Source organism: Streptomyces sp. NPDC050287, from assembly GCF_044459385.1.
Classification (GTDB): domain Bacteria; phylum Actinomycetota; class Actinomycetes; order Streptomycetales; family Streptomycetaceae; genus Streptomyces.
Genome location: NZ_JBITIY010000035.1, coordinates 1 through 18,756 on the forward strand (window position 1 = coordinate 1; position 18,756 = coordinate 18,756).

Here is an 18,756-nt window from a genome sequence, read left to right on the forward strand (position 1 = left end):
ACAGCGAGTTGATCACGAGTCTCGTCCGGGATGCGCATACCACATCAACGATCCTCAGAACGGGAAGCAACACCTTGATTCCCTGCAAGCCCTAACCGGTGTGTTTGGAAGCCGGGCAGCACCTGTGCGAGCCTGCTGCCACTCCTTCGAAAGGGGCTGACCCTGATGCTCGGCATGGTTGTCTGGGACGTCCGCTCTCGCGCTTCGACGCGAGAGCGGTGACGGCCACCTGCCTCAACGCACACGCCTGTCCGATGGACATGCGTGGGTTCAGCCTGCTCCTCGTCGAAGTGCTCTTCGTGCCCCTGCACGTTCGATCACGAGGAGTACGTGGTGTCCACGATCCACTGGACCACAGGCGACACTCAGCAGTCCGCCCGCTGGCATTCCGAGAACGCCGCCCCCCTTCCACGGCGGACCGTCGTCGCCGACGACCGGATGAAGGCCAACACCGCCTACCGCCAGGCGTGTGAGGGAACGGCCCTGCTCTGGCAAGGCGACTTCCACAATGCCCGGCAGCTGCTGCAAGGACCGCCGCATCGACCGCAAAACGCCCGGCTCCAGCGCTTCCCTGAGCGAGTCCTTCCACCTGCACCGACGCAGCAGCAGTCACCGTGCCCGTGTGCTCGGAAAGCTCCTGGTGCTGCTGGACGACGACTACACCCTGGCGTTGCGCCGGGCTCTCGACGTACTTCAGGCGTGTCTGGAAGCCTATGGCCCCCCGAAAGGGCCCACCGTTGTCTCTCTGCGGGAACTGCTGGGAGTGATCGGCGCTCACCAGTGGCGCTTGAACGGGGTCGACGTGCCGGCGCTCGGCACTCGCGTCCACCCCCACTACGGCGTGTTCGCTCCGGTCAGAGGCGAGTACGTGGACCTGGTCGCCCATACGCCTCTGCCGCCGGCGGCCCTGCACAGTCCCGACACCAGTACGGCGTTCGATCTCGGCACGGGAACCGGTGTCCTCGCTGCGGTCCTGGCCCGCCGCGGAATCCACCGTGTCGTGGCCACCGACATCAGCCCACGCGCCCTGGCCTGCGCCAGGGAGAACGCCCACCGGCTCGCCCTGACCGACCGTATCGAGGTGTCGGATCCCGGCCTGTTCCCCGAAGGCCGCGCCGACCTCATCGTGTGTAACCCGCCCTGGCTCCCCACCCGGCGGACCAGCCCCATCGAGCAAGGCGTCTACGACCCGGACAGCACCATGCTTCACGGCTTCCTCACCGGACTGCCTGCCCACCTCCGGCCAGGTGGCGAAGGCTGGCTCATCCTGTCCGACCTGGCAGAGCACCTCGGCCTCCGGACACGTCAGCAACTTCTCGACGCCATCCAGGCAGCAGGCCTCCGCGTTGTGGACAAGATCGACACTAAGCCCCGGCACCCACGGTCCAAGGACACCACCGACCCACTCCACAGAGCACGAAGCGCCGAGACGGCCCCGGTGTCCTAGCTCTGACACCAGCCGTAAAGTAGGTCGCGGGTAGCCGCACCAGCCCCATGGCCTGCTCGCCGAGGGCCCGGATGCGGGCGTGCGCGGCATTGACCGCGCGTTGACCTGCCGAGAGGCGGTCCCACTGGCCGCGGAAGGGCACCCGCACGCTGTCGAAGTAACGTCCACCTTGGCCAGCATGTCTGTCCCGGCGCGCAGCACGGTTTCGGCGCGGCCGCCCGGCGGGGCATCGAGGTGAACACCCGCGCGTGCGCGGCCTCCTGGCCGCAGGCACTCGCCTTCATCACCGCGGCTGTCGGGGAATCAGCGCCGTGACCGCGAGCGCGATCAGCACGACGCCGTAGCCGGTCGCGGTGGTCAGCAGGCTGACGCTGGTCGCGATGACGCCCGCCGCGACAGCCGGGATGGAGAACGCGAGGTAGCTGAGCACGTAGAACGCGGCGACGAGCTTGCCGCGTTCGGCGGCCGGTGCGAGCGGGAAGACGGTGCGGGTAACGCCCTGAAAGCTCGCACCGAAGCCGGTCCCGGCGATCAGTGTGCCCGCGAACAGCAGCGCCTGGGACCCGGTCTGGGCGGCCGCGATGGTTACCGCGATCCCGATCGCCAGCGCGGCGGCGCCGAAGCGCATCACCCGGCTGGCCGCGACCGTGCGCAGCAGCCAGATCGTCGCCGCACCCGCCGCGGCCAGCGTGAACACCAGCAACCCGCCGAGCAGGATCGAGTTTGAGCCGGTGACCACACGGACCAGGCTCGGGCCGAGCGAGAGGTAGAAGCCGCCCAACGCCCACGCCGCGATGTCCAGCAGCGCGATGGCGGCGAACGCGGACCGCGCCGCGGCCGGGATGCCGACATTCGGCCGGATCGCCCGCCGTGCGCCGGGCATCATCGGCGAGGTCTCGGTCACCACGATCGTGCCGATCGCCTCGACCGCGAACACCACGAGCAGCACCAGGTACACGGTCTGGCGCGGCCACGGCAGGAACTGGACGAGCGCTGCGGAACCAAGTCCGCCGACGGCGAGACCCGCTATCGGGGCAACGCTGTTCACGATCGGCCCGTGTGGTCGCTCCGCATCCAGGATCGCGGCGGCCAGCGCACCGGTTGCCGCGCCGGTCGCGATGCCCTGCACCATGCGCGCCGCGACCAGCAACGGAACGCCGTCCGCGGTGCTGAACATCAGCATGGCAACCGCGTCGAGCGCGAGGGCGCCGAGGATCACCGGGCGGCGTCCCAGGTGGTCGGACAGCGACCCGACGGTCAGCAGTGCGAGCAACAGGCACACCGCGTAGACACCGAAGATTACCGTCAGCATGCCCGAGGAGAACGCCCAACGCGCCTGGTAGACGTGGTAGAGCGGGGTCGGCGCGCTGGACGCGGCGAGGAACGTCAACATGGTCGCCGCGGGCAGGACGGTGGCCGGCCCGGACGACATGCGCCGGGTGGCCGGAGCGGTCAGCATGGAGTACCCCCACGATCAATTAAAGCGAAGACCATTGCTTTAGTTGACCGTACACGGGGCGGAGCTTAAAACAAAGACTTCTGCGATAATGGTCGTATGTCGACCACTACACCAGCCCGGCGGCCGGGCGGGCGCAGCGCGAAGGTCCGGGACGCCGTCTACACCGCCGTCGGCCAGCTCATGGGCGAGGGCAAGGCGGACCGCATCACCATCCCACTGGTGGCCAGCCGGGCAGGCGTCAACCCGACCAGCATCTATCGCCGCTGGGGCGACCTGGACACGCTGCTGGAGGAGGTTGCTGTCGCCGCGCTCACCAAGGACGGCGACGAACTGCCGGACACCGGGTCACTGCGCGGTGACCTGTCGGCGTGGGCTCGGATCGTGGTCGACGACATCACCCAACCGCGCCGGACCCGTTACCTGCGCGCCATGACGTCCGCCCGGGACGAGGTGCTCACCTGTCCGTGCTGGGAGCAGCGCCGCACGCAGGCCAAGGTGATGCTGGATCGGGCAAGGGCGCGCGGGGAGCGGGCGCCGACCGAGCAGCAGGTCCTCGATCACGTGATTGCACCGATGTATCACCACGTGGTCTTCGGCCTGTCCGTCGACCGGGAGTACGCGGACCAACTGGTCCACGACGTGCTCGCGATGGCCTAGCTACTTGCCTCTGAAGAAGTCTGGGGCTGCCTCTGGGTTGCCCTGGGGGAGAGCTGCTGTGGGCCTCGGTCGCCCTGCCCGGCGCCGTGCACGACATCAAGGCCGCCCGAACCCACGGCATCATCGACGCCCTCACCGAGGCGGGCCTGGCCTGCTGGGCGGACAAGCTACCGGGGCGCGGGCGGCAGCGTGCGGGTGCCCTTCCGCGGCCAGTGGGACCGCCTCTCGGCAGGTGAACGCGCGGTCAATGCGAGCCCGGCCATCCGTGCGCGAGTATCAGCGGCATCGCGTTGGGATTCTTGGACCTGACGTGGATGAAACGGAAGTCCAGCCCATCAATCTCGGTCAGGAATTGAGGGAAGCGATTGAGCTCGGACTCGAAGCGCACAGCACCTGCCGGCGGGCATTCTGGGTCAGGTTGCCCACGGCGTCGTGTTCGCCATCGCGGACAGTGACCTGTCGAACGGGACCCTCGGCGCCCGAGCAGCGACGATCACGAGCCTGCTGATGCTGGGGGTTCCCGAGACGCGCGCAATCGCTCTCGTGAGCGACCAGCCCTGCTTCTGCGAGAAGATCTCCACCCGGGTCAAGACCCGGCCGGAACTGGAGAAGGCGCTCAAGCTGGCGTACGACATCAAGGAGGCCGCCCCCGACCAGGAGGTCATCCTCACCGTCCACGAACTCAAGCACCCGCACCACCCGGCGCCCCGAGCTGGAGGCCGCCGTGAAGCTCGCCGGGGAGATCCGTTTCTCCGGCGTCGCCGTGACCCTCGTCGTTCACGAGCACAGGCGGCTCGGTCGCGGCATCGAACTCGCCATGCTCGCCGAAGAGCTCAAGGTCGGCGACATCGGCCTGGAGTTCCTCACCGGAGAACTGAAGGGCTTGCACGACCCTTCCGGGATCGTGTTCACCGTGCTCGCGGCCATGTCCGGCATGGAACGCGAGTAGATCCGCGACCGCACCCTCGAAGCGCACGTGTCCGCCCGCAAGCGCGGCAAGACCATCGGTGGCGCCGGCGTCACCGACGACGACATGCTGTCCATGGCCCTCCACCTGCGCGACCAGGAGATGAGCCTGCGCGACATCGCCAAGTAGCTCATCATCACCACCGGCACGAAAGAGGGCCGGCACCCCTCACCCGCCACCGTCATGCGGATGCTGCGCGAGCATGACAAGAGGGCCGCCACGGCTGCGAGCGCGTGATCACCCTCTACTTTGCGGCTGGTGTCTGGGCTGGGACTCCGAGGCCGAGACCACGTCCCTCTGGCGTCTGACAGCATGACCGGCGGCATCCCGATCACGCAGCGGCATCTCGCCTCCCAATTCACCAGGTGAGCACATCCCGTGGGTGACCTCGCCGCGCCCACGGGATGACCCGATTCCTCGCCAAGCCTGAGGATCAAAAACACCTACTGAGTATCGACGCCACCGAGCAGACAGCTCTGGCCCGTGTTCTGGGTGCTTGCCCCGATGAGACGGTGACGGTCGTCCTGGCCCGGTGAGCCTGTAGCCGGTCCAAGTGGTGGGCGGCCGATGCGCGCGAGCCGGGGCGGCGCCCGCCCTACAGTAGATCTTGGACGGACCGCCAACAGGCAGGCTGCGTCCGTGCGTTGGTGGTCCAAGGAAAGATGCCCCGCTTCCTGCGGGGAGATGCAGGTGCAAGGCCTGCCCGGCGCTCGAACATGGGCCCTGTCCGCGCAGTGCGCGGACAGGGCCCATGCGTTGGCGTCCGCTTCATGTCGTGTGCTGCAGCCAGCGCTGCAGGGTGGTGTTGATGCTTGCGGGCAGGGCGCTGAGCTGATCGATGGCTTCGCGGTCCCCGGGCCGCGGCGGGATACCGGCCGCGGTCAGCACGGCGTGCAGTTCCAGGCGGCGCTGATCGCGCGGGTCGACAAGGACGCTGAGGCGCTCGGCGGGGTTGGGCGGTGGCAGGAGGTAGTCCTCGTCTTGTCCGGGCGCGCACGGGAAGGGCCTTGCCGTTTCCACCGGATCGGCGGCATAGGGGTCGACGAAGGCCTGCGGCGTGTCGTGTTCAAGAGCGATGCTCACGTCGGTCTCCTCACCAGCAGCGGACAGATACGCAAGAGGAGAGGTGCACCCGGCCTCCTGCGGTTGCGGCCGACAGCGGATGTCACGCCGACGGCGTCATCGGCGGCTCATCGTCTTCTCCGACCAACGCGGCCGGGCGCCGGGAGCCAGCCATGCGGGAACACGCACGCGCACAGCGCGGCATGGGCTCCGAACGCTGTTACGCACTTTCGGGTGACGGCCCGCCAGCAGCCGGGGTGGCGCGTCCCGGCGATCAAAGGTGACGGCCAGTCCCATACGGGGTGTCTGTATGGCGGGGCGTCAACTGGTGCACATGCCGCATGAATGGACGTTACAGGCGTCAGTCACGGCAATACGGGTTAATTGTAACGGGGCGCGCGTATCGCGTTCACGACCTGCACCGCATGACAATGGTGTGGATGCACGGCCGACCGGCCGCCAGCCGCATACCGCACCCGCCCCTCCCTTCCCGGTATGCCACCGGGGTCACGGATGAGCAGGTGCCCGTACGCCAGGGGGCCTTGTGTCTTCTTCCACTGTGACCGCCCGCCCTATCTCCACCGCCGCGCTCGCGGCCGCCGCCATCGGCGGGGCGGTGACGCTGCCGGCGTCGGCGGCCGAGCCAAGGCGTTCCCGCAGGCAGTCGCACACGGCTGGCTGATCCAGCAGTCCACGCCCAACCACCTCGCCTCCAAGTCTGCGCAGAAGCCCCTGCACTACATGGGCGACAGCGCGCAGAACAGCCGGAGCCGGAACCGGATCTGTCCCACCGGGTGGGCTGCCGAGAAGCGGATGCGAGCGCCCTGGTGGATGCGGCCGACACGCTGAACCGCGATGAGTTCGCGTTCGCGTCGTCGTACAACAGTGGCGGCATGTCGGCGGCGGAAGGCGGCCTGAACCCTGCCCTGACGCCCGGCAGCACCACCCCCGCTGGCGCGGCGTGCATCGGCACCTATGCCAAGAAGCACGGCACAGCGGTGCACCTGGTCAAGCCTGGACGGGACCGACCCGACGTTCAAGGAAGTGTGCGGCCGCTCCACGATCTCCGGCATGCACAGCCAGGAGTCCATGGGCGATCACTTCGCGACGTTCACGCGCGGCATGCGGATCATGGACAAGGACGCGTACTGGCTGGACACCCGCATGAGCGCGGGAAGCACCTGCCTGTACGGGACGCCCGGCAACGCTGAGCCGGTCATCTGCAAGCTGACCGCCCAGTAGCAGCCGCCCCGCAACCGCGCCGGCCCTCACCCCGAGCTCGGGGTGAGGGCCGGCTGGCGCCGTTGTCGGCGGTCAGACCATGGGAATCGGGACCGCGGGAAGATCACCGGCCTGAACGGCTTCCTGATCGATGGACAGGCCGCAGTAGTTGCCGACGGCCTCGAACACCGCTACGGGCAGCCGGGGCCCGTGCTCCTCGTGGTACGCCACCACGGCGGCTTCACCCACCTGACTGATGGACGGGAACACCGCCCCGGCCGCGTGGAGCGCCGCGTCCAAGGCCGAGCCCTCCCCGGTGTCCTCCCCGAACTCGGCCTGCCAGGCGCGCCCGTCACCCGGCGCGTGGATGATCCTCTGCGGCGGGCTCCACGAGTTCATCGTCACGCAGACGATCTCCTCATCCGGTGCGGGCCGCATCGACTGCACCTTTCGGTAGCCGGCGGCCCACGTCGCCATCCCCCAGTCCTCCAGCACGTACACCCAGTCCCCGCACGTCCCGTACATGACGGGATTGACGCGGGGCGACGGCCTGCCCGGCCGCCCCACCGGCACGTCGACATCCTTGTACGGGGTACGCGCGGCAAGCTCATCAAGGCCGGCACCCAGCGCGATGAGGAACTCGTCCGCGTCTACGCCGCGGGCGCAGGTCAGCGATATCCCGCCGAGCATTCCGGGCAGGGCGGCGGACTTTTCTGTGGCGCTGCGTGCGCCTATCCAGGCGATCCCGGTAGACATAATCATCACAAAGTTGCCGGGGCGGGCCAAGTAACTGGTGCGTGCGTGGCTTTGTTCACGAGAGACGACAGCGGGCGGAGGGTGTGCCGCCGTGGGCAGACCGTCGTGTCCGTTCGATTACGAGGACTCCGGGTTTCGGGGTTGAAGTTGCCGTTGCGGCAGCTTCTACCGTCGTGACCAGGGCCGGAGAGACCGGCCCGGCGACACATGCGTGCGGGAGTGAAGATGGACTGGCCGATCGCGGAGGTGGCCCGGATGTCGGGCGTGACCGCCCGGACACTGCGCCACTACGACGAGACCGGCCTGTTGCCGCCGGCCCGGATCGGCACCAACGGTCACCGCTACTACGGGGAACGCCAGCTCCTGAGGCTCCAGCAGATCCTCGTACTGCGGGCGCTGGGTGTCGGGCTGCCGGAGATCGGCCGGATCCTGTCCGATCAGGTCGACGAGGTGGACGCCCTGCGCAGTCACCACCGGCGCCTCCTCGCGGAGCGGGACCGGATCGACGTCCTGGTCGGCACCGTCTCCCGCACGATCGCCGAACTGGAGCAGTCCAGGAAGGACAACCGTCCCATGACCATCAACCGTCCGGAGAACCTCTTCGAGGGTGTCACGCCCGCCCACTACGAGGACAACATGCGCGACTACCCCGAACTCGCCCACGAGGTCGGACAGCGCGCCGCCACGATGAGCCAGGCCGACGCCGACGCCGCGCACCGTGAGCGCACGGCGCAGATGATCCGGCTGGCCGAACTCATGGCCGCGGGCCACCCGGCCGACGCCGCCCCCGTCCAGGCCGAGATCGACGCCCAGTACCAGGCCCTGACCGAACTGCGCGCTGTCTCCACCGAGGACTACCGGGCCCTCGCACGCTCCATCGTCGACAACGAGACCTGGCGCGCCGCATACGAGGCCATCACGCCGGGGCTCGCCGTGTACCAACGCGACGCCATGGTGGCCTACGCCACCACCCGGCTGAACTGAACCACAACGCAGCCGCCATCGAGGGTGCCGACGATGGCGGCTGCACTGCGTCACGTCAGGCCCACGATGTTCATCCCGAGGGCCGGCGGCCGCCACCTCAACCAGGTGCCGCTCCCCGGCCCACGTCTGCGCGTGCTCCAGCACGAGGAACAGCTCCTCCGAGTCCGGGAACCGCTCGTACGCCGGATCCCCGCCCAACTCATGAAGCCCCAGCAGACGATTGACGATTCGACCGGTCTTGATCTCTCCCAAAACGCCATTGGGTCGTTGCCGATGCGGCCGGCGTTGACGCCGCCGCTTCCGGCGATGTTGCCCCAGGCCACGGCGCGCCGGGCCGCGGAACCCGGTCTGCTCGAACTCGGTGACCTCGCCGGTGCCGATGAGCCGGCGCACCCACACGTCGGTGCCCGCCTTGGTGTAGACGGCGACGGTGTTGCCGTGGAAGGGCTCGATGGCCGCGTAACGCACACTGCTGGACGTCTAGGGCGACCCCAGGCCCTGGGCCTGGGGCGCCAACTCGCCGAGACCGACGAGTAGGCCTACCAGCGGTACATCACGCTGCCGGCACACTCGCCCGACTATCTGGCGGCCCTGGGCGGCGAGTGACTTGACGCCCTCGCCGCCGCCCCCGTGGCCACCGAGGGCGCCCGCCGCCAGCTCGATCTGGACCTCGTGGCCGACATCGGCGACCGCCTCCCGTGCATCCTCGCCCCGACCCTCGTCGTCGGCGCGAACCGGTAGCAGGTCGTCCCGGTCTCCACGCCAGGGAACTGCATGCCGGTATCGCCGGATCGCGCTACGCCGAACTCGACAGCGGGCACAATGTCCTGCTGGAAAAGCCGCGGCAACCGGCCGAGCTGATCAGCGACTTCCTGGACTGACAGCGGTGTGCGCGAAGGGGCCCGTCCTCCTGGAGAGCGGGGCCCCATGCGCACGACCGGCGCGCTCAGCCGGCCACAGCCGCGACCACGGACGGCTGGGGGCGCATGCCGGACAGCTCGAACCCCTCGGCCAGCAACTGGTACGAGCGGACCCGGTCGGGCGGGTCGTGCGTCAGCGTGTTCACCATGAGTTCCCCCACCCCGCACGCCTCGGCCAGCGCGCGCAGCCGCGGTACGACACCCTCGGGCGTGCCGTGGATCAGCGACCTCGCGTGATGGGCGGGCCCGTTCCGACTCCGGCCCGGTCCGCCGGTGCCGTCGCACGGTCCGGACCGAGGGAATCGGCCCGTCCCCTCCCAGGTCCTTCCGCGCGCGCCACGGCAGCATGGCCTGCGCCAGCTCGTCGGCCCGTGCCTGTGGGTCCGCCACGACGGCACGTACGGCGAGGAGCCCTCCGTGGCCGTCCCCGCCCGTCGCGGCCACGTGAGCCGCACGGTACGCCTGCAGCGCACGCACACTCGGACCGGGCACCAGGAAGTGCGCGAAGGCGAAACCCACGCCCAGCTGACCCGCGGCCGCGGCCGACCCGGCGCTCGCGCCCAGCAGCCACAGCTCCGGCGGCACCAGCGGCACCGCCGCCAGGGCCTCCGGATACCCATCCGCGCTGCCCGGCGGCCGCAGCAGCGAACTCAGCTCCCGCAGCCGGTCCGGGAAGTCGGCCGCGGGGCCTCCGGCCCGGCCGATGCCCATGTCGACCCGGCCCGGGTGCAGCGTGGCCAGCACGCCGAACACCTCGGCGACCTTCAGCGCCGCGTAGCGCGGCAGCACCCCTCCGGTGCCGATCCGGATCCGGTCTGTCACGGAGAGGACGGCGCCGGCCAGTATCTCCGGGGCGCTGTCGGCAAAGCCCGGCGAACGGTGGTGCTCTGCCAGCCAGTATCGGTCGAAGCCAACCGGTCAGCGCGGCGAGCGAGTTCGAGCGAGGCCTGAATGGCGTCGGCGCCCGTGTGTTCCTCCCCGACGGGGGACTGGTCCAGAACGGAGACGCGCATCGCGCTCACTCCCCCTTCCGGCCGACGACGACCGACGGCGCGATACGGAAGTCCCGCTGGAACACCAGGTTGTGCAGATCCGCGGAGGCGATCGCCCGCAGCGTGGGCACCTCAGCGGCCGCCTGCTCCCTGGGTGAAGACGTTCAGGGGCCACTCGGCCACCGTGGCGCCACGCAGATGCGGATGGTGCAAGCCCCGCCCGTAGTGCGCCAGCAGCGTGATGGGCTGGATTCCCGCGTCCCTCTGTTCGGGCCAGGACAGCGTCCACAGCGCCGCCAGTCCGCCGTCCGGTGTGCGTCCGACTCCGGTGGCCTCCAGGGTTCCGGTGCCGTGCAGCATCTCGCGGTCGAACTCGCGCAGAACCTCACGGGCGTACGGGTCCAGCAGCGCCACCGCTCCGCGCCCGCTTACTTGGTGGTGGGGGTGCGCAGGAAGAGGGCGCTGGTGAGGGCGGTGATGAGGACGAGGGCGGTGTTGACGGCGACGGCGGTCCGGATGCCGCCGAGGATGCCGGTGACGGTGGTGGTGGTCATGGCGCCGGTGGCGATCGCGCTCATGACGGGGGTGCCCATGGTGATGCCGATCTGCTGGCTCATGGTGGCGAGGCCGGTGGGCATGCCCTGTTCGTGGTCGGGCAGGCCGCTGGTGGCGGTGACCATGAAGCCGACGATGAGGAGCATGTTGCCGATGCCGCCGATGAAGGTGGCGGCCAGCAGCAGGGCGAGGCGGGTGGTGGTGCCCAGCAGGAGCAGGGCGGCGGTGGCGACAGTCTGGATCAGGGCGCCGGTGACGAGGGTGGTGCGGGCGGTGGTGGCGGCGATGACGCGGGGGCGAGGGTGCCGCCCAGGACGGTGCCCAGGCCCAGCACGCCGAAGGAGAGTCAGGCGGCAAGCGGGGAGAAGCCCAGGACCTGCTGCAGGTAGAGGGTCATCAGGAAGACCAGGGAGGTCTCGATGACGAAGGCCAGGATGCCGGCGATGTTGCCCCAGGCCACGGTGCGCCGGGCCAGGACGGTGACCGGGACGAGGGGGGCGCGGCTGATGCGCTCGATGAAGTAGAACGCGATCAGCAGCAGGAGGCCCGCGGCCAGAACGAGGAGGGCGGTGGCATCGCTCCAGCCGTGCTCGCCTGGCCCGGCTGAAACCGAAGACCACGGCGAGCAGGCCGAGGGTGACGCTCGAGGCGCCGGGCAGGTCAAGGCGGGGACGGCTGGCGGGGCGGGACTCGGCCAGCACGATCGGGGCGATGACCAGCACGGCCGCGGCGACGGGCACGTTGATGAAGAACGACCACCGCCAGGACAGCAGGTCGGTCAGCACGCCGCCGAGGATGGCGCCGGTCGTGAACCCGCCGACATCAGTGCCCCGTTCAGGCCCAGGGCCCACCTGAGGCCATACTGGGGCCGGTCACCAGCCCTGCAGCGGGCGATGGGGGGACCAGGGGTTGTGGCTGGAGGCGAGGATGATCTCCGCCATGATCGGGTCGCGGTTACGAAGGCCGCCCAGCACGCACCCGTGACGGGTATCCATCACTCTCCGCGCGCAGATCACGCGTGAGCTATTCTCCGCGCATGCGCGGACAGTTCACCGGCTGGCCGGAGCAGGCCATGGACGTGTTGTGGCAGCTCCAGGGCGAACCGACCCACGCGACCCGCGAGCGTTACCGCGCGGACCGCGAACGCCTGGTCCGGCAGCCGATGATCGCCCTGCTCAACGAGGTCGCGGACACCGACCCCCGGTACGAGGACTTCTCCGTCTGGCACTACCGCACCGACTCCTGGTGGTGGCAGCACCAGGGCGCGGTGATCCGGCTCGGCCGCAAGATCGAGATCGGTCTTCGGTTCTCCCTGGACGGCCTGCGGATCCAGGGCGCCTGGTGGTACCCCGATCCCGGCCAGGTGGACACGTTCCGCAAAGCCGTGGCCTCCGAGAGGAGCGGCCGCGAACTGTCCGCCATCGTCGAGGACGTACGGAAGAAGGGCTACGACATCTCCGGAGACGTGATGAAACGCCCCCCGCGCGGCTATCCGACGGACCACTCCCGTACGAACCTGCTGCGCCACCGTTCGCTGATCGCCGCCCGTCCCCTCGGCTGCGAGGGGTGGCTGCACACCCCCGAGGCGGTCGACCGGGTCCTCTCGGCCGCCGCCGACCTGGACGCCCTGCTGATGTGGCTGGTCCGTCACGTGAAGCGTGCCGCCTGACATCACGAGGGCACCGCGCGGCACGCGCTCGAGCGGAGAGCACTCCTTCACCGATGGCTTTCTGCCGGAGCGCGTCGGTTGGCCGTGTACCACACGGTGCTGCGCATGTGAAAGCCCCGGCTGGACGGGGGAGACCAGCCGGGGCCGTAGGGCAGTGACGTGCGGAGGGCGGTCGCCTCGCGGCGGAAGGCTCCATGGGGCTTCAGCAGAACGATCGTCCCCATGGGCTATAGGTGAGGCCCGGGGACACTGTCCCCTCCGCCAGCCACGTACGGATGAACGGTCAACCATCTCGGGTTGTTCCCGCCCGGGTCCACGCTGCCGGTGTGAGCTGAGGAACAGTGCGTGCTGGGGGCGTCAGTTGAGGTAGTCGACGACCAGGGTGGCGAATTCGTCCGGGGTGGCCAGGCGGATACCGAGGTTCTCGGCCTTGGTCCGCTTGGACCGCGCCGTCTCCGGCGACAACGAGGGAACCCAGGTCGCCGTGGGCCGCGACCCGCGTCACATGGCCACCAGCAAGGACGGCAACTTCGCCTACGTGTGCATCTGGGGGTCGGGCTACATCGCCAAGCTCGACCTGAAGGGCCTGCTGAAGAAGGACCGGGCCGAGTCCGGCCGGGAGATCGCCCGCATCCGCATCGGCGAGGACTCCTTCCGTCTCCGGAAGCCCCTGTCGAAGAGGTGAGCAGAGAACGATGGTAGACAGCTGGGCCGTACATAGACCTTGCCGCGGCGGCCCAACTGCCACGGCGGCTCAGACCAGGCCCAGCGCAGTCAAGGTGGTCAAAAGAGAGCCCCATAGCGACGGCGAAGGAACCTCCTGCAGAGAGGACGGCCTGGGCCGGTTTCTTCCCGGGCAATGGTCGACCGCGCGGGTCCTCGCGCTTGCCCGTCGTCGCGGTCAGGGCGTACCGCTGGACCTGATCGTGGGGGGAGCAGTACGCCCGAGCAGACGAATCGCCGCTGGTTCTCCGTCTTCGTACAGCCACCGGCTCTGGACTCGGCATGAGGTTCCTTGCCGCTCATGATCGGCACACTGGTGCGGAGGGTTGGTCTGCGAGGTAGAGCGACCGTTCACTTCGGGTGAAGGGTCTATGGACGGCTCGGCAAATCTTCCTGATCGTCGAGGCCGGGTCTGGAAGTGAGACGTTCCACAGCCGGACTGTCTTGTCGCTGCTGCTACTGGCCAGGGTGTGGCCATCGGGGCTGAACGCCACCGACGTTACGGTGTCGGTGTGCCCGGTGAGGGTGGTGCGGAGTTTGCCGGTTGCCACGTCCCACAACCGGATCTTCCCGTCCGTTGCATCGCTGGCCAGCGTGCGGCCGTCCGGACTGAACGCCACCCACGTCACATAGTCGGTATCCGCAACCAGGGTGGTGCGGGGCCTGCCGGTTGCCACGTCCCACAACCAGATCTTGCCCTCCGTTCCACCGCTTGCCAGCGTGCCGCCGTCCGGACTGAACGCCACCGACCCGTCCCAATCCGTATCCGTGAGGGTGGCGCGTTGTCTGCCGGTTGCCACGTCCCACAAGAGCACTGAGTCGCCGCTGCTCGCCACAGTGTGGCCGTCCGGGCTGAACGCCACCGACGCCACTGTCGCGGCATGCCCTACCAGCGTGGCGCGGAGTCTGCCTGTCGTCGCATCCCACAGCCGGACTGCCTGGTCATCACCGCCACTGACAACAGTGTGGCCATCCGGACTGAACGCCACCGACGTTACGGTGTCGGTGTACCCAGTGAGGGTGGTGCGGAGTTTGCCGGTCGCCATATCCCACAACCGGATCTTCCCGTCTGTTCCACCGCTGGCGAGGGTGCGGCCGTTGGGGCTGAATGCCACCGACGACACGCCATCAATGTGAGTGGTGAGGGTGGTCCGAAGCCTGCCTGTGGCCGCATCCCACAGCCGCACTTTCCCGTCGTCGCTGCCGCTCGCCAAGGTGCGGCCCCGCGGGCTGAATGCCACGGACTCCACTTCGGCAGTTCCGGGCAGAGTTGTGCGCAGCCGCCTGTCAGTCGTCAGATTCCATAGCCGGACCGTCTTGTCGTCACTGGCGCTGGCGAGGGTGCGGCCGTCGGGGCTGAATGCTACCGACGTCACGGTGTCGGTGTGCCCCGTGAGAGTGGTGCGGAGTTCGCCGGTTGCCACATCCCACACCCGCACTGTCGAGTCATCGCTTCCTGTGGCAAGGGTGCGGCCGTCCGGACTGAACGCCACCGACTCGTCCGAGTCTGCATCCGCCCCATCTCTGAGGGTGGTGCGGGGTTTGCCGGCCGCCACGTCCCACAACCGGATACCCCCCTCGTCCGACTCGATCGCGAGAGTGCGGCCGTCCGGGCTGAAGGTGATCGGTCCAGCCGATCTGTCCGTGAGGACGCTGCGGCGTCTTCCGGTCGCTACGTCCCACAGCAGCACTGTTGAGTCATAGGCGGCACTGGCCAGGGTGCGACCGTCGGGACTGAATGCCACCGACGACACGCCGATGCCAAGTCTGAGGGTGTTACGGAGCTGTCCTGTCTCCACATCCCATAGCCGGATTCTCCCATTGTCGTCCCCCCCAGTTGCCTCACTGCTGGCGAGGGTGCGGCCGTTGCGGCTGAACGCTACCGACGTCACGTAGTCGGTAGTGGCAAGGGAGGTGCGGGGCCTGCCTGTGGCCACGTCCCACAGCCTCACTGTCCTGTCGTCACTGCCGGTGGCGAGGGTACGGCCGTCGGGGCTGAACGCCACCGACGTCACGGTGTCGGTGTGCCCCGTGAGGGTGGTGCGGAGTTCGCCGGTCGCCATATCCCACAGCCGCACTGTCGAGTCATTGCTACCGGCGGCCACAGTGCGCCCGTCCGGACTGAAGCCCACCGACGTCACAAAGTCGGTAGGTCCCGTGAGCCGGCGTCGAAGGGGGAGAGCTTCGGCGGCGAACAGGGTGGATGTGGCTTCCCTCGTGGGACTGGTCCGGTATGCCTGGACCGCAAGCAGAGCGGCAAGATCAGGGTTGGATGAGCGGAGACTGGTCGACTGCGCGGCTAGCTGCCGGGACAGCGCAACGTGCTGGGCGGTGATCGCCTGGTGACTCCGCTGCTCGCTGGCCCGGTATTGCTGCCATGCGATCAGCCCGGCGGACACGGCCAGGACAAGCAAAATCGACAAGGCGGCGGTGAACCGACGCAGGCGCCGAGTGGTGCGGGCGGCCGCTTGCTCTTCGCGGTGGCGGGCCGTGGAACTGGCGGTGAGGAAGTCCTTCTCCACGGCAGTGAGAACGTTGTTACCGACGATTGTGGTGAAAGTTTCCTCGGCGGTGGCCAGTCGGGTGCCGCGGTACAGCGCGCCGGGGTCGCGGTCGAGGTTGATCCAGGTATGGGCGGCTTCGGTGAGTTGGCGGTGAAGGCGCAGACGTTCGCGGTCTTCGTCGATCCATTCCTTCAGCCGGGGCCAGGCGGCGATGAGAGCTTCGTGTGCGAGGTGCACCGTGCTGCCGTCGAGAATGACCAGCCGTGCCTTAACCAGCCGCTCCAACACCTCGGCGGTGGCCGGGAAGCGTTCCGTCTCCAATTCTTCTCGGGGTGCGGGCCGCCGGGTGTCTTGCGCGCCCTCCCCCGGAGTGATCAGACGCAGCAGGATCCGGCGGGCACTGGCGGCCTGGTCGGGGGCAAGGTGGGTGTAGAGGTCTTCGGCGGTTTGGACGATGGCGCCGTGCACACCGCCGGCGGCTTCGTAGGCGGTCGTGGTGAGGGCGCGGCCCTTACTACGGTGCCAGGTTTCCCGCAGGGCGTGGGACATGAGCGGCAGAGCGCCGGGTTGGCCGTCGACCTCGTCGATGATGCGAGCGGTCAGAGCGCGTTCGACGATGTGCCCTACGGCTTGGGCGGGTTTGACGATGGCTTCACGGAGTTCGCTGCGGTTCATGGGTGCCACCAGGAGGGTGGCGTCACGCAGCGCGTCGGCGAGGGGCCGGTGCCTGGCCAGGTGTCCGAAGAAGTCGGCCCGTACTGCGATCAGCACCCGTAGCCGGCTGTCGGGGGCCCGGGCTGTGAGGAGACGGTCGATGAATTCGGCGCGTTCTGCCGGGTCGGCGCAGAGGGTGTAGAGCTCCTCCATCTGGTCCACCACGACCCACGTGTCCCCCTCCCTATCGTCTTTCGGAGTGAGGCGTTGGTCGTAGTCGCGCAGGGGGTGGGCGCCAGGAGTGAGGACGATCAGCGCCGCCGGGCGTATGTGTGGGTCGTCGGTGGTGCGCAGGCGGGGGATGAGGCCAGCGCGCAGCAGGGAGGATTTGCCGCTGCCGGACGCGCCGATGACCACGGCGACCCGGTGGCGGCGGGTCAGGCCCAGCAGGTCGTCGATGAGCTGGTCACGGCCGAAAAACAAGGCCGCGTCGTCGAGTTCGAAGCGGGCCAGCCCCCGGTACGGAGGCTCGGCATCTTCTTCTGAGGTGCGCGGCTCGGCCGCCTCCTCGGCAGCCGCCTCGCGCCACCGCGCTTCCCACTCCTCCAGGTCGCCGCCGCAGGCCTGGACGTAGGCGAGGACAACCGGGAGGGTCGGCAACCGCTCGCCGCCGGCGGCCTGCGACAGCGTGCTTGCCCCCTGATCCGTGCGCTTGGCCATCACCCGGTACGTCGGACTGCCCGCCTCCGCCCGCAGCTTGCGTAACTCGGCAGCGAACCGTGCAACCGGCCCGGCGCTTGGGTCCAACGGGCTTTCCGGACGTCCCGCCATGGACAACTCGCCTCCCCCATCCCGCTTCCCCCGTGGACGCGGCACGACCGACCGCACGCTACGCACGCTCTCGACGGAAGGGCAAACATGATGCGCCTTCTTTGGTCAGTCCACGGTCATGCCCGTGACCTGTGACGCAGCCATTGATCAGGGTGGCAAAACCGGCTGCCCATTCAATTCCCCGGTGCGGAAAGTGGTTGTGCAAGCCAGTGATCCCGATGGAACGAACCGGCTTGCCTGTCGTGAACCACCTCTGTTGCCGTCGCAGGCCGTGGCGGCTGCACGAAAGGACACATCACATGACGATGAGCGCTGCGCGTCGGCGGGTAACACTCGCCGCGACGGCTGCCGCCCTCGCCGGTGGGCTGACCGTGGCCGCTCCGGCCCACGCCCACCCCGCTGGTCCCGCGCACGTCAGCGCGGTTGCAGACCTGTCCGCTGCTTCCCGTCCTTGCCCCAGCAACCGGTGGTGTCTGTACCAGAACACCAATTACGGCGGCGCCTACTACTTCGCGAAGCGGTCTTCGGACAGCAACCTGTCGAACAACAAGATGAGCGATGGCCGCTCCATCACCAGGCGCACCAGCTCGGCCTGGAACAACCTGCCCAACAAGTTCGTACGCCTTTACTACGAGAGGAACTGGGGCGGGCCGCACGTCTGCATCCGCCCGGGAACCGGCATCAAGAACCTCAGGCCGTACGGACTCGACAACCACGTCTACTCCATCGGCGTCTCCACCGCCGCCTGCGGCAGCTGACGGGCTCAAGCCACGTGAAGGAAGCACTGGCCAGTGCTAGGGGACTGGCCAGTGCTCTGCCCTGTGTCGTCGGTGATCGCCGGTACGCCAGGGCGGGGGGCAAGAGCATTCCGCACCGGGCTCGCGCCAGGCTCCGCCAGGTACTGCATGTTCACGAGACCGCAGTCGTCCGCGTCCCGGATGCGGCGGGGCGCGTCGTCGTCGAAGCTGCGTGCCATGGGCTCAGCGGTCGAACGCTTCGGTCAGGCGCACCCTGTAGCCGGCCACCTCAATCTGCCCGTAGACGACTGTCCGTGTCCTTGCACTGATCGTTGCGGGCGCCGAGCTGATCGGAACGGCTGGGCAGCGGCCGGGATCTTCTTACCGAGGTCGGTGAGCCGTATCCGGTGCCCGCACTGGCGGCGGATCAGGAGCTGTCCCTGGAGATCTCGCTCCAGGTACTGGATTTGCAGGGTCAGCGTGGAGGGGGACAGACCCACCTCAGAGGGCAGTCGCTTCCGCGCTAACTGGCCCTAACAAAGCCTCTGGACGTGCCGGTGGGTGATCAAACAGACGGCGAGTCCGAGGAAGGCCTCGTGAATGTCGTCGCGTCGCTCC

The 18,756-nt window shown here is 68.7% G+C and carries 16 protein-coding genes and 6 pseudogenes; 10 read left to right on the forward strand and 12 right to left on the reverse strand.

Annotation, left to right across the window (positions count from 1 at the left end; all coding sequences use genetic code 11):
• Positions 1-333: 333 nt before the first annotated feature.
• Positions 334-1,447 (forward strand): annotated as a pseudogene (locus tag ACIBK3_RS46335) (methyltransferase).
• A 49-nt stretch (positions 1,448-1,496) separates the two neighbouring features.
• Here the strand turns inward: ACIBK3_RS46335 and ACIBK3_RS46340 are convergent.
• Together ACIBK3_RS46340 and ACIBK3_RS46345 are read right to left on the reverse strand one after the other, a co-directional pair.
• Positions 1,497-1,598, reverse strand: a pseudogene (locus ACIBK3_RS46340) (IS5/IS1182 family transposase); the annotation flags it as partial.
• A 132-nt stretch (positions 1,599-1,730) separates the two neighbouring features.
• Positions 1,731-2,906, reverse strand: a complete 1,176-nt coding sequence (locus tag ACIBK3_RS46345) for an MFS transporter (protein WP_399374662.1) — start codon at positions 2,904-2,906, stop codon at positions 1,731-1,733.
• A 96-nt stretch (positions 2,907-3,002) separates the two neighbouring features.
• On the opposite strand from ACIBK3_RS46345, the gene ACIBK3_RS46350 reads away from it, so the two are divergent.
• Both ACIBK3_RS46350 and ACIBK3_RS46355 read left to right on the forward strand, forming a co-directional pair.
• Complete coding sequence (locus tag ACIBK3_RS46350; RefSeq protein ID WP_399374664.1) at positions 3,003-3,563, forward strand: TetR/AcrR family transcriptional regulator; 561 nt, start codon at positions 3,003-3,005, stop codon at positions 3,561-3,563.
• 41 nt (positions 3,564-3,604) lie between these two features.
• Positions 3,605-3,848, forward strand: a pseudogene (locus ACIBK3_RS46355) (transposase family protein); the annotation flags it as partial.
• Here the strand turns inward: ACIBK3_RS46355 and ACIBK3_RS46360 are convergent.
• Entirely contained in the window at positions 3,808-3,951 is a 144-nt protein-coding gene (locus ACIBK3_RS46360; RefSeq protein WP_399374666.1) for an epoxide hydrolase N-terminal domain-containing protein, read from the reverse strand. The pseudogene ACIBK3_RS46355 and the gene ACIBK3_RS46360 sit on opposite strands and share 41 nt — an antisense overlap.
• A 306-nt stretch (positions 3,952-4,257) precedes the next feature.
• Here ACIBK3_RS46360 and ACIBK3_RS46365 point away from each other — a divergent pair.
• A pseudogene (locus tag ACIBK3_RS46365) lies at positions 4,258-4,512 on the forward strand (recombinase family protein); the annotation flags it as partial.
• A 786-nt stretch (positions 4,513-5,298) separates the two neighbouring features.
• Here ACIBK3_RS46365 and ACIBK3_RS46370 read toward each other — a convergent pair.
• Positions 5,299-5,613, reverse strand: coding sequence for a hypothetical protein (locus ACIBK3_RS46370; RefSeq protein ID WP_399374668.1), 315 nt, complete (start codon positions 5,611-5,613; stop codon positions 5,299-5,301).
• Positions 5,614-6,663: 1,050 nt separating this feature from the next.
• Here ACIBK3_RS46370 and ACIBK3_RS46375 point away from each other — a divergent pair.
• A complete protein-coding gene (locus ACIBK3_RS46375; protein WP_399374670.1) occupies positions 6,664-6,834 on the forward strand; it encodes a hypothetical protein in 171 nt (56 codons plus the stop codon).
• A 72-nt stretch (positions 6,835-6,906) separates the two neighbouring features.
• Here the strand turns inward: ACIBK3_RS46375 and ACIBK3_RS46380 are convergent, their stop codons facing one another.
• Positions 6,907-7,599, reverse strand: coding sequence for a hypothetical protein (locus ACIBK3_RS46380; RefSeq protein ID WP_399374672.1), 693 nt, complete (start codon positions 7,597-7,599; stop codon positions 6,907-6,909).
• A 195-nt stretch (positions 7,600-7,794) separates the two neighbouring features.
• Between ACIBK3_RS46380 and ACIBK3_RS46385 the strand changes: the two genes are divergently transcribed.
• Both ACIBK3_RS46385 and ACIBK3_RS46390 read left to right on the forward strand, forming a co-directional pair.
• Positions 7,795-8,553, forward strand: a complete 759-nt coding sequence (locus ACIBK3_RS46385; RefSeq protein ID WP_399374674.1) for a MerR family transcriptional regulator — start codon at positions 7,795-7,797, stop codon at positions 8,551-8,553.
• 33 nt (positions 8,554-8,586) lie between these two features.
• The gene (locus tag ACIBK3_RS46390; protein WP_399374676.1) at positions 8,587-9,090 is read left to right on the forward strand and encodes a hypothetical protein; all 504 of its coding nucleotides are present in this window, start codon (positions 8,587-8,589) and stop codon (positions 9,088-9,090) included.
• A gap of 409 nt (positions 9,091-9,499) precedes the next feature.
• On the opposite strand, the gene ACIBK3_RS46395 is transcribed toward ACIBK3_RS46390, so the two are convergent.
• The 5 genes and pseudogenes from ACIBK3_RS46395 to ACIBK3_RS46415 all read right to left on the reverse strand — a co-directional run bounded on the left by ACIBK3_RS46395 (position 9,500) and on the right by ACIBK3_RS46415 (position 12,015).
• Entirely contained in the window at positions 9,500-9,622 is a 123-nt protein-coding gene (locus ACIBK3_RS46395) for a hypothetical protein (protein ID WP_399374677.1), read from the reverse strand.
• Positions 9,623-9,776: 154 nt separating this feature from the next.
• Positions 9,777-10,367 (reverse strand): annotated as a pseudogene (locus ACIBK3_RS46400) (LLM class flavin-dependent oxidoreductase); the annotation flags it as partial.
• 230 nt (positions 10,368-10,597) lie between these two features.
• Entirely contained in the window at positions 10,598-10,879 is a 282-nt protein-coding gene (locus ACIBK3_RS46405) for a hypothetical protein (protein ID WP_399374678.1), read from the reverse strand.
• A 14-nt stretch (positions 10,880-10,893) separates the two neighbouring features.
• Positions 10,894-11,867, reverse strand: a pseudogene (locus ACIBK3_RS46410) (MFS transporter); the annotation flags it as partial.
• 25 nt (positions 11,868-11,892) lie between these two features.
• On the reverse strand, positions 11,893-12,015 hold the full coding sequence (locus tag ACIBK3_RS46415) for a hypothetical protein (RefSeq protein WP_399374687.1): 123 nt from the start codon (positions 12,013-12,015) through the stop codon (positions 11,893-11,895).
• Positions 12,016-12,056: 41 nt separating this feature from the next.
• Here ACIBK3_RS46415 and ACIBK3_RS46420 point away from each other — a divergent pair, with 41 nt between their 5' ends.
• Both ACIBK3_RS46420 and ACIBK3_RS46425 read left to right on the forward strand, forming a co-directional pair.
• Positions 12,057-12,689: a DUF2461 family protein gene (locus tag ACIBK3_RS46420; protein WP_399374679.1), complete on the forward strand. Its 633-nt coding sequence runs from the start codon at positions 12,057-12,059 to the stop codon at positions 12,687-12,689.
• Between the two features lie 505 nt (positions 12,690-13,194).
• Positions 13,195-13,374 carry a hypothetical protein gene (locus ACIBK3_RS46425; RefSeq protein ID WP_399374681.1) on the forward strand — a complete coding sequence of 60 codons (180 nt, stop codon included), beginning with the start codon at positions 13,195-13,197 and terminating at the stop codon, positions 13,372-13,374.
• A 337-nt stretch (positions 13,375-13,711) separates the two neighbouring features.
• Here ACIBK3_RS46425 and ACIBK3_RS46430 read toward each other — a convergent pair whose 3' ends face one another.
• Entirely contained in the window at positions 13,712-17,401 is a 3,690-nt protein-coding gene (locus tag ACIBK3_RS46430; protein ID WP_399374682.1) for an NACHT and WD repeat domain-containing protein, read from the reverse strand.
• A 299-nt stretch (positions 17,402-17,700) separates the two neighbouring features.
• Here ACIBK3_RS46430 and ACIBK3_RS46435 point away from each other — a divergent pair, with 299 nt between their 5' ends.
• Positions 17,701-18,159, forward strand: coding sequence for a peptidase inhibitor family I36 protein (locus ACIBK3_RS46435; protein ID WP_399374683.1), 459 nt, complete (start codon positions 17,701-17,703; stop codon positions 18,157-18,159).
• Positions 18,160-18,401: 242 nt separating this feature from the next.
• On the opposite strand, the gene ACIBK3_RS46440 is transcribed toward ACIBK3_RS46435, so the two are convergent.
• Entirely contained in the window at positions 18,402-18,638 is a 237-nt protein-coding gene (locus ACIBK3_RS46440) for a LysR family transcriptional regulator (protein ID WP_399374685.1), read from the reverse strand.
• Positions 18,639-18,756: the final 118 nt, after the last annotated feature.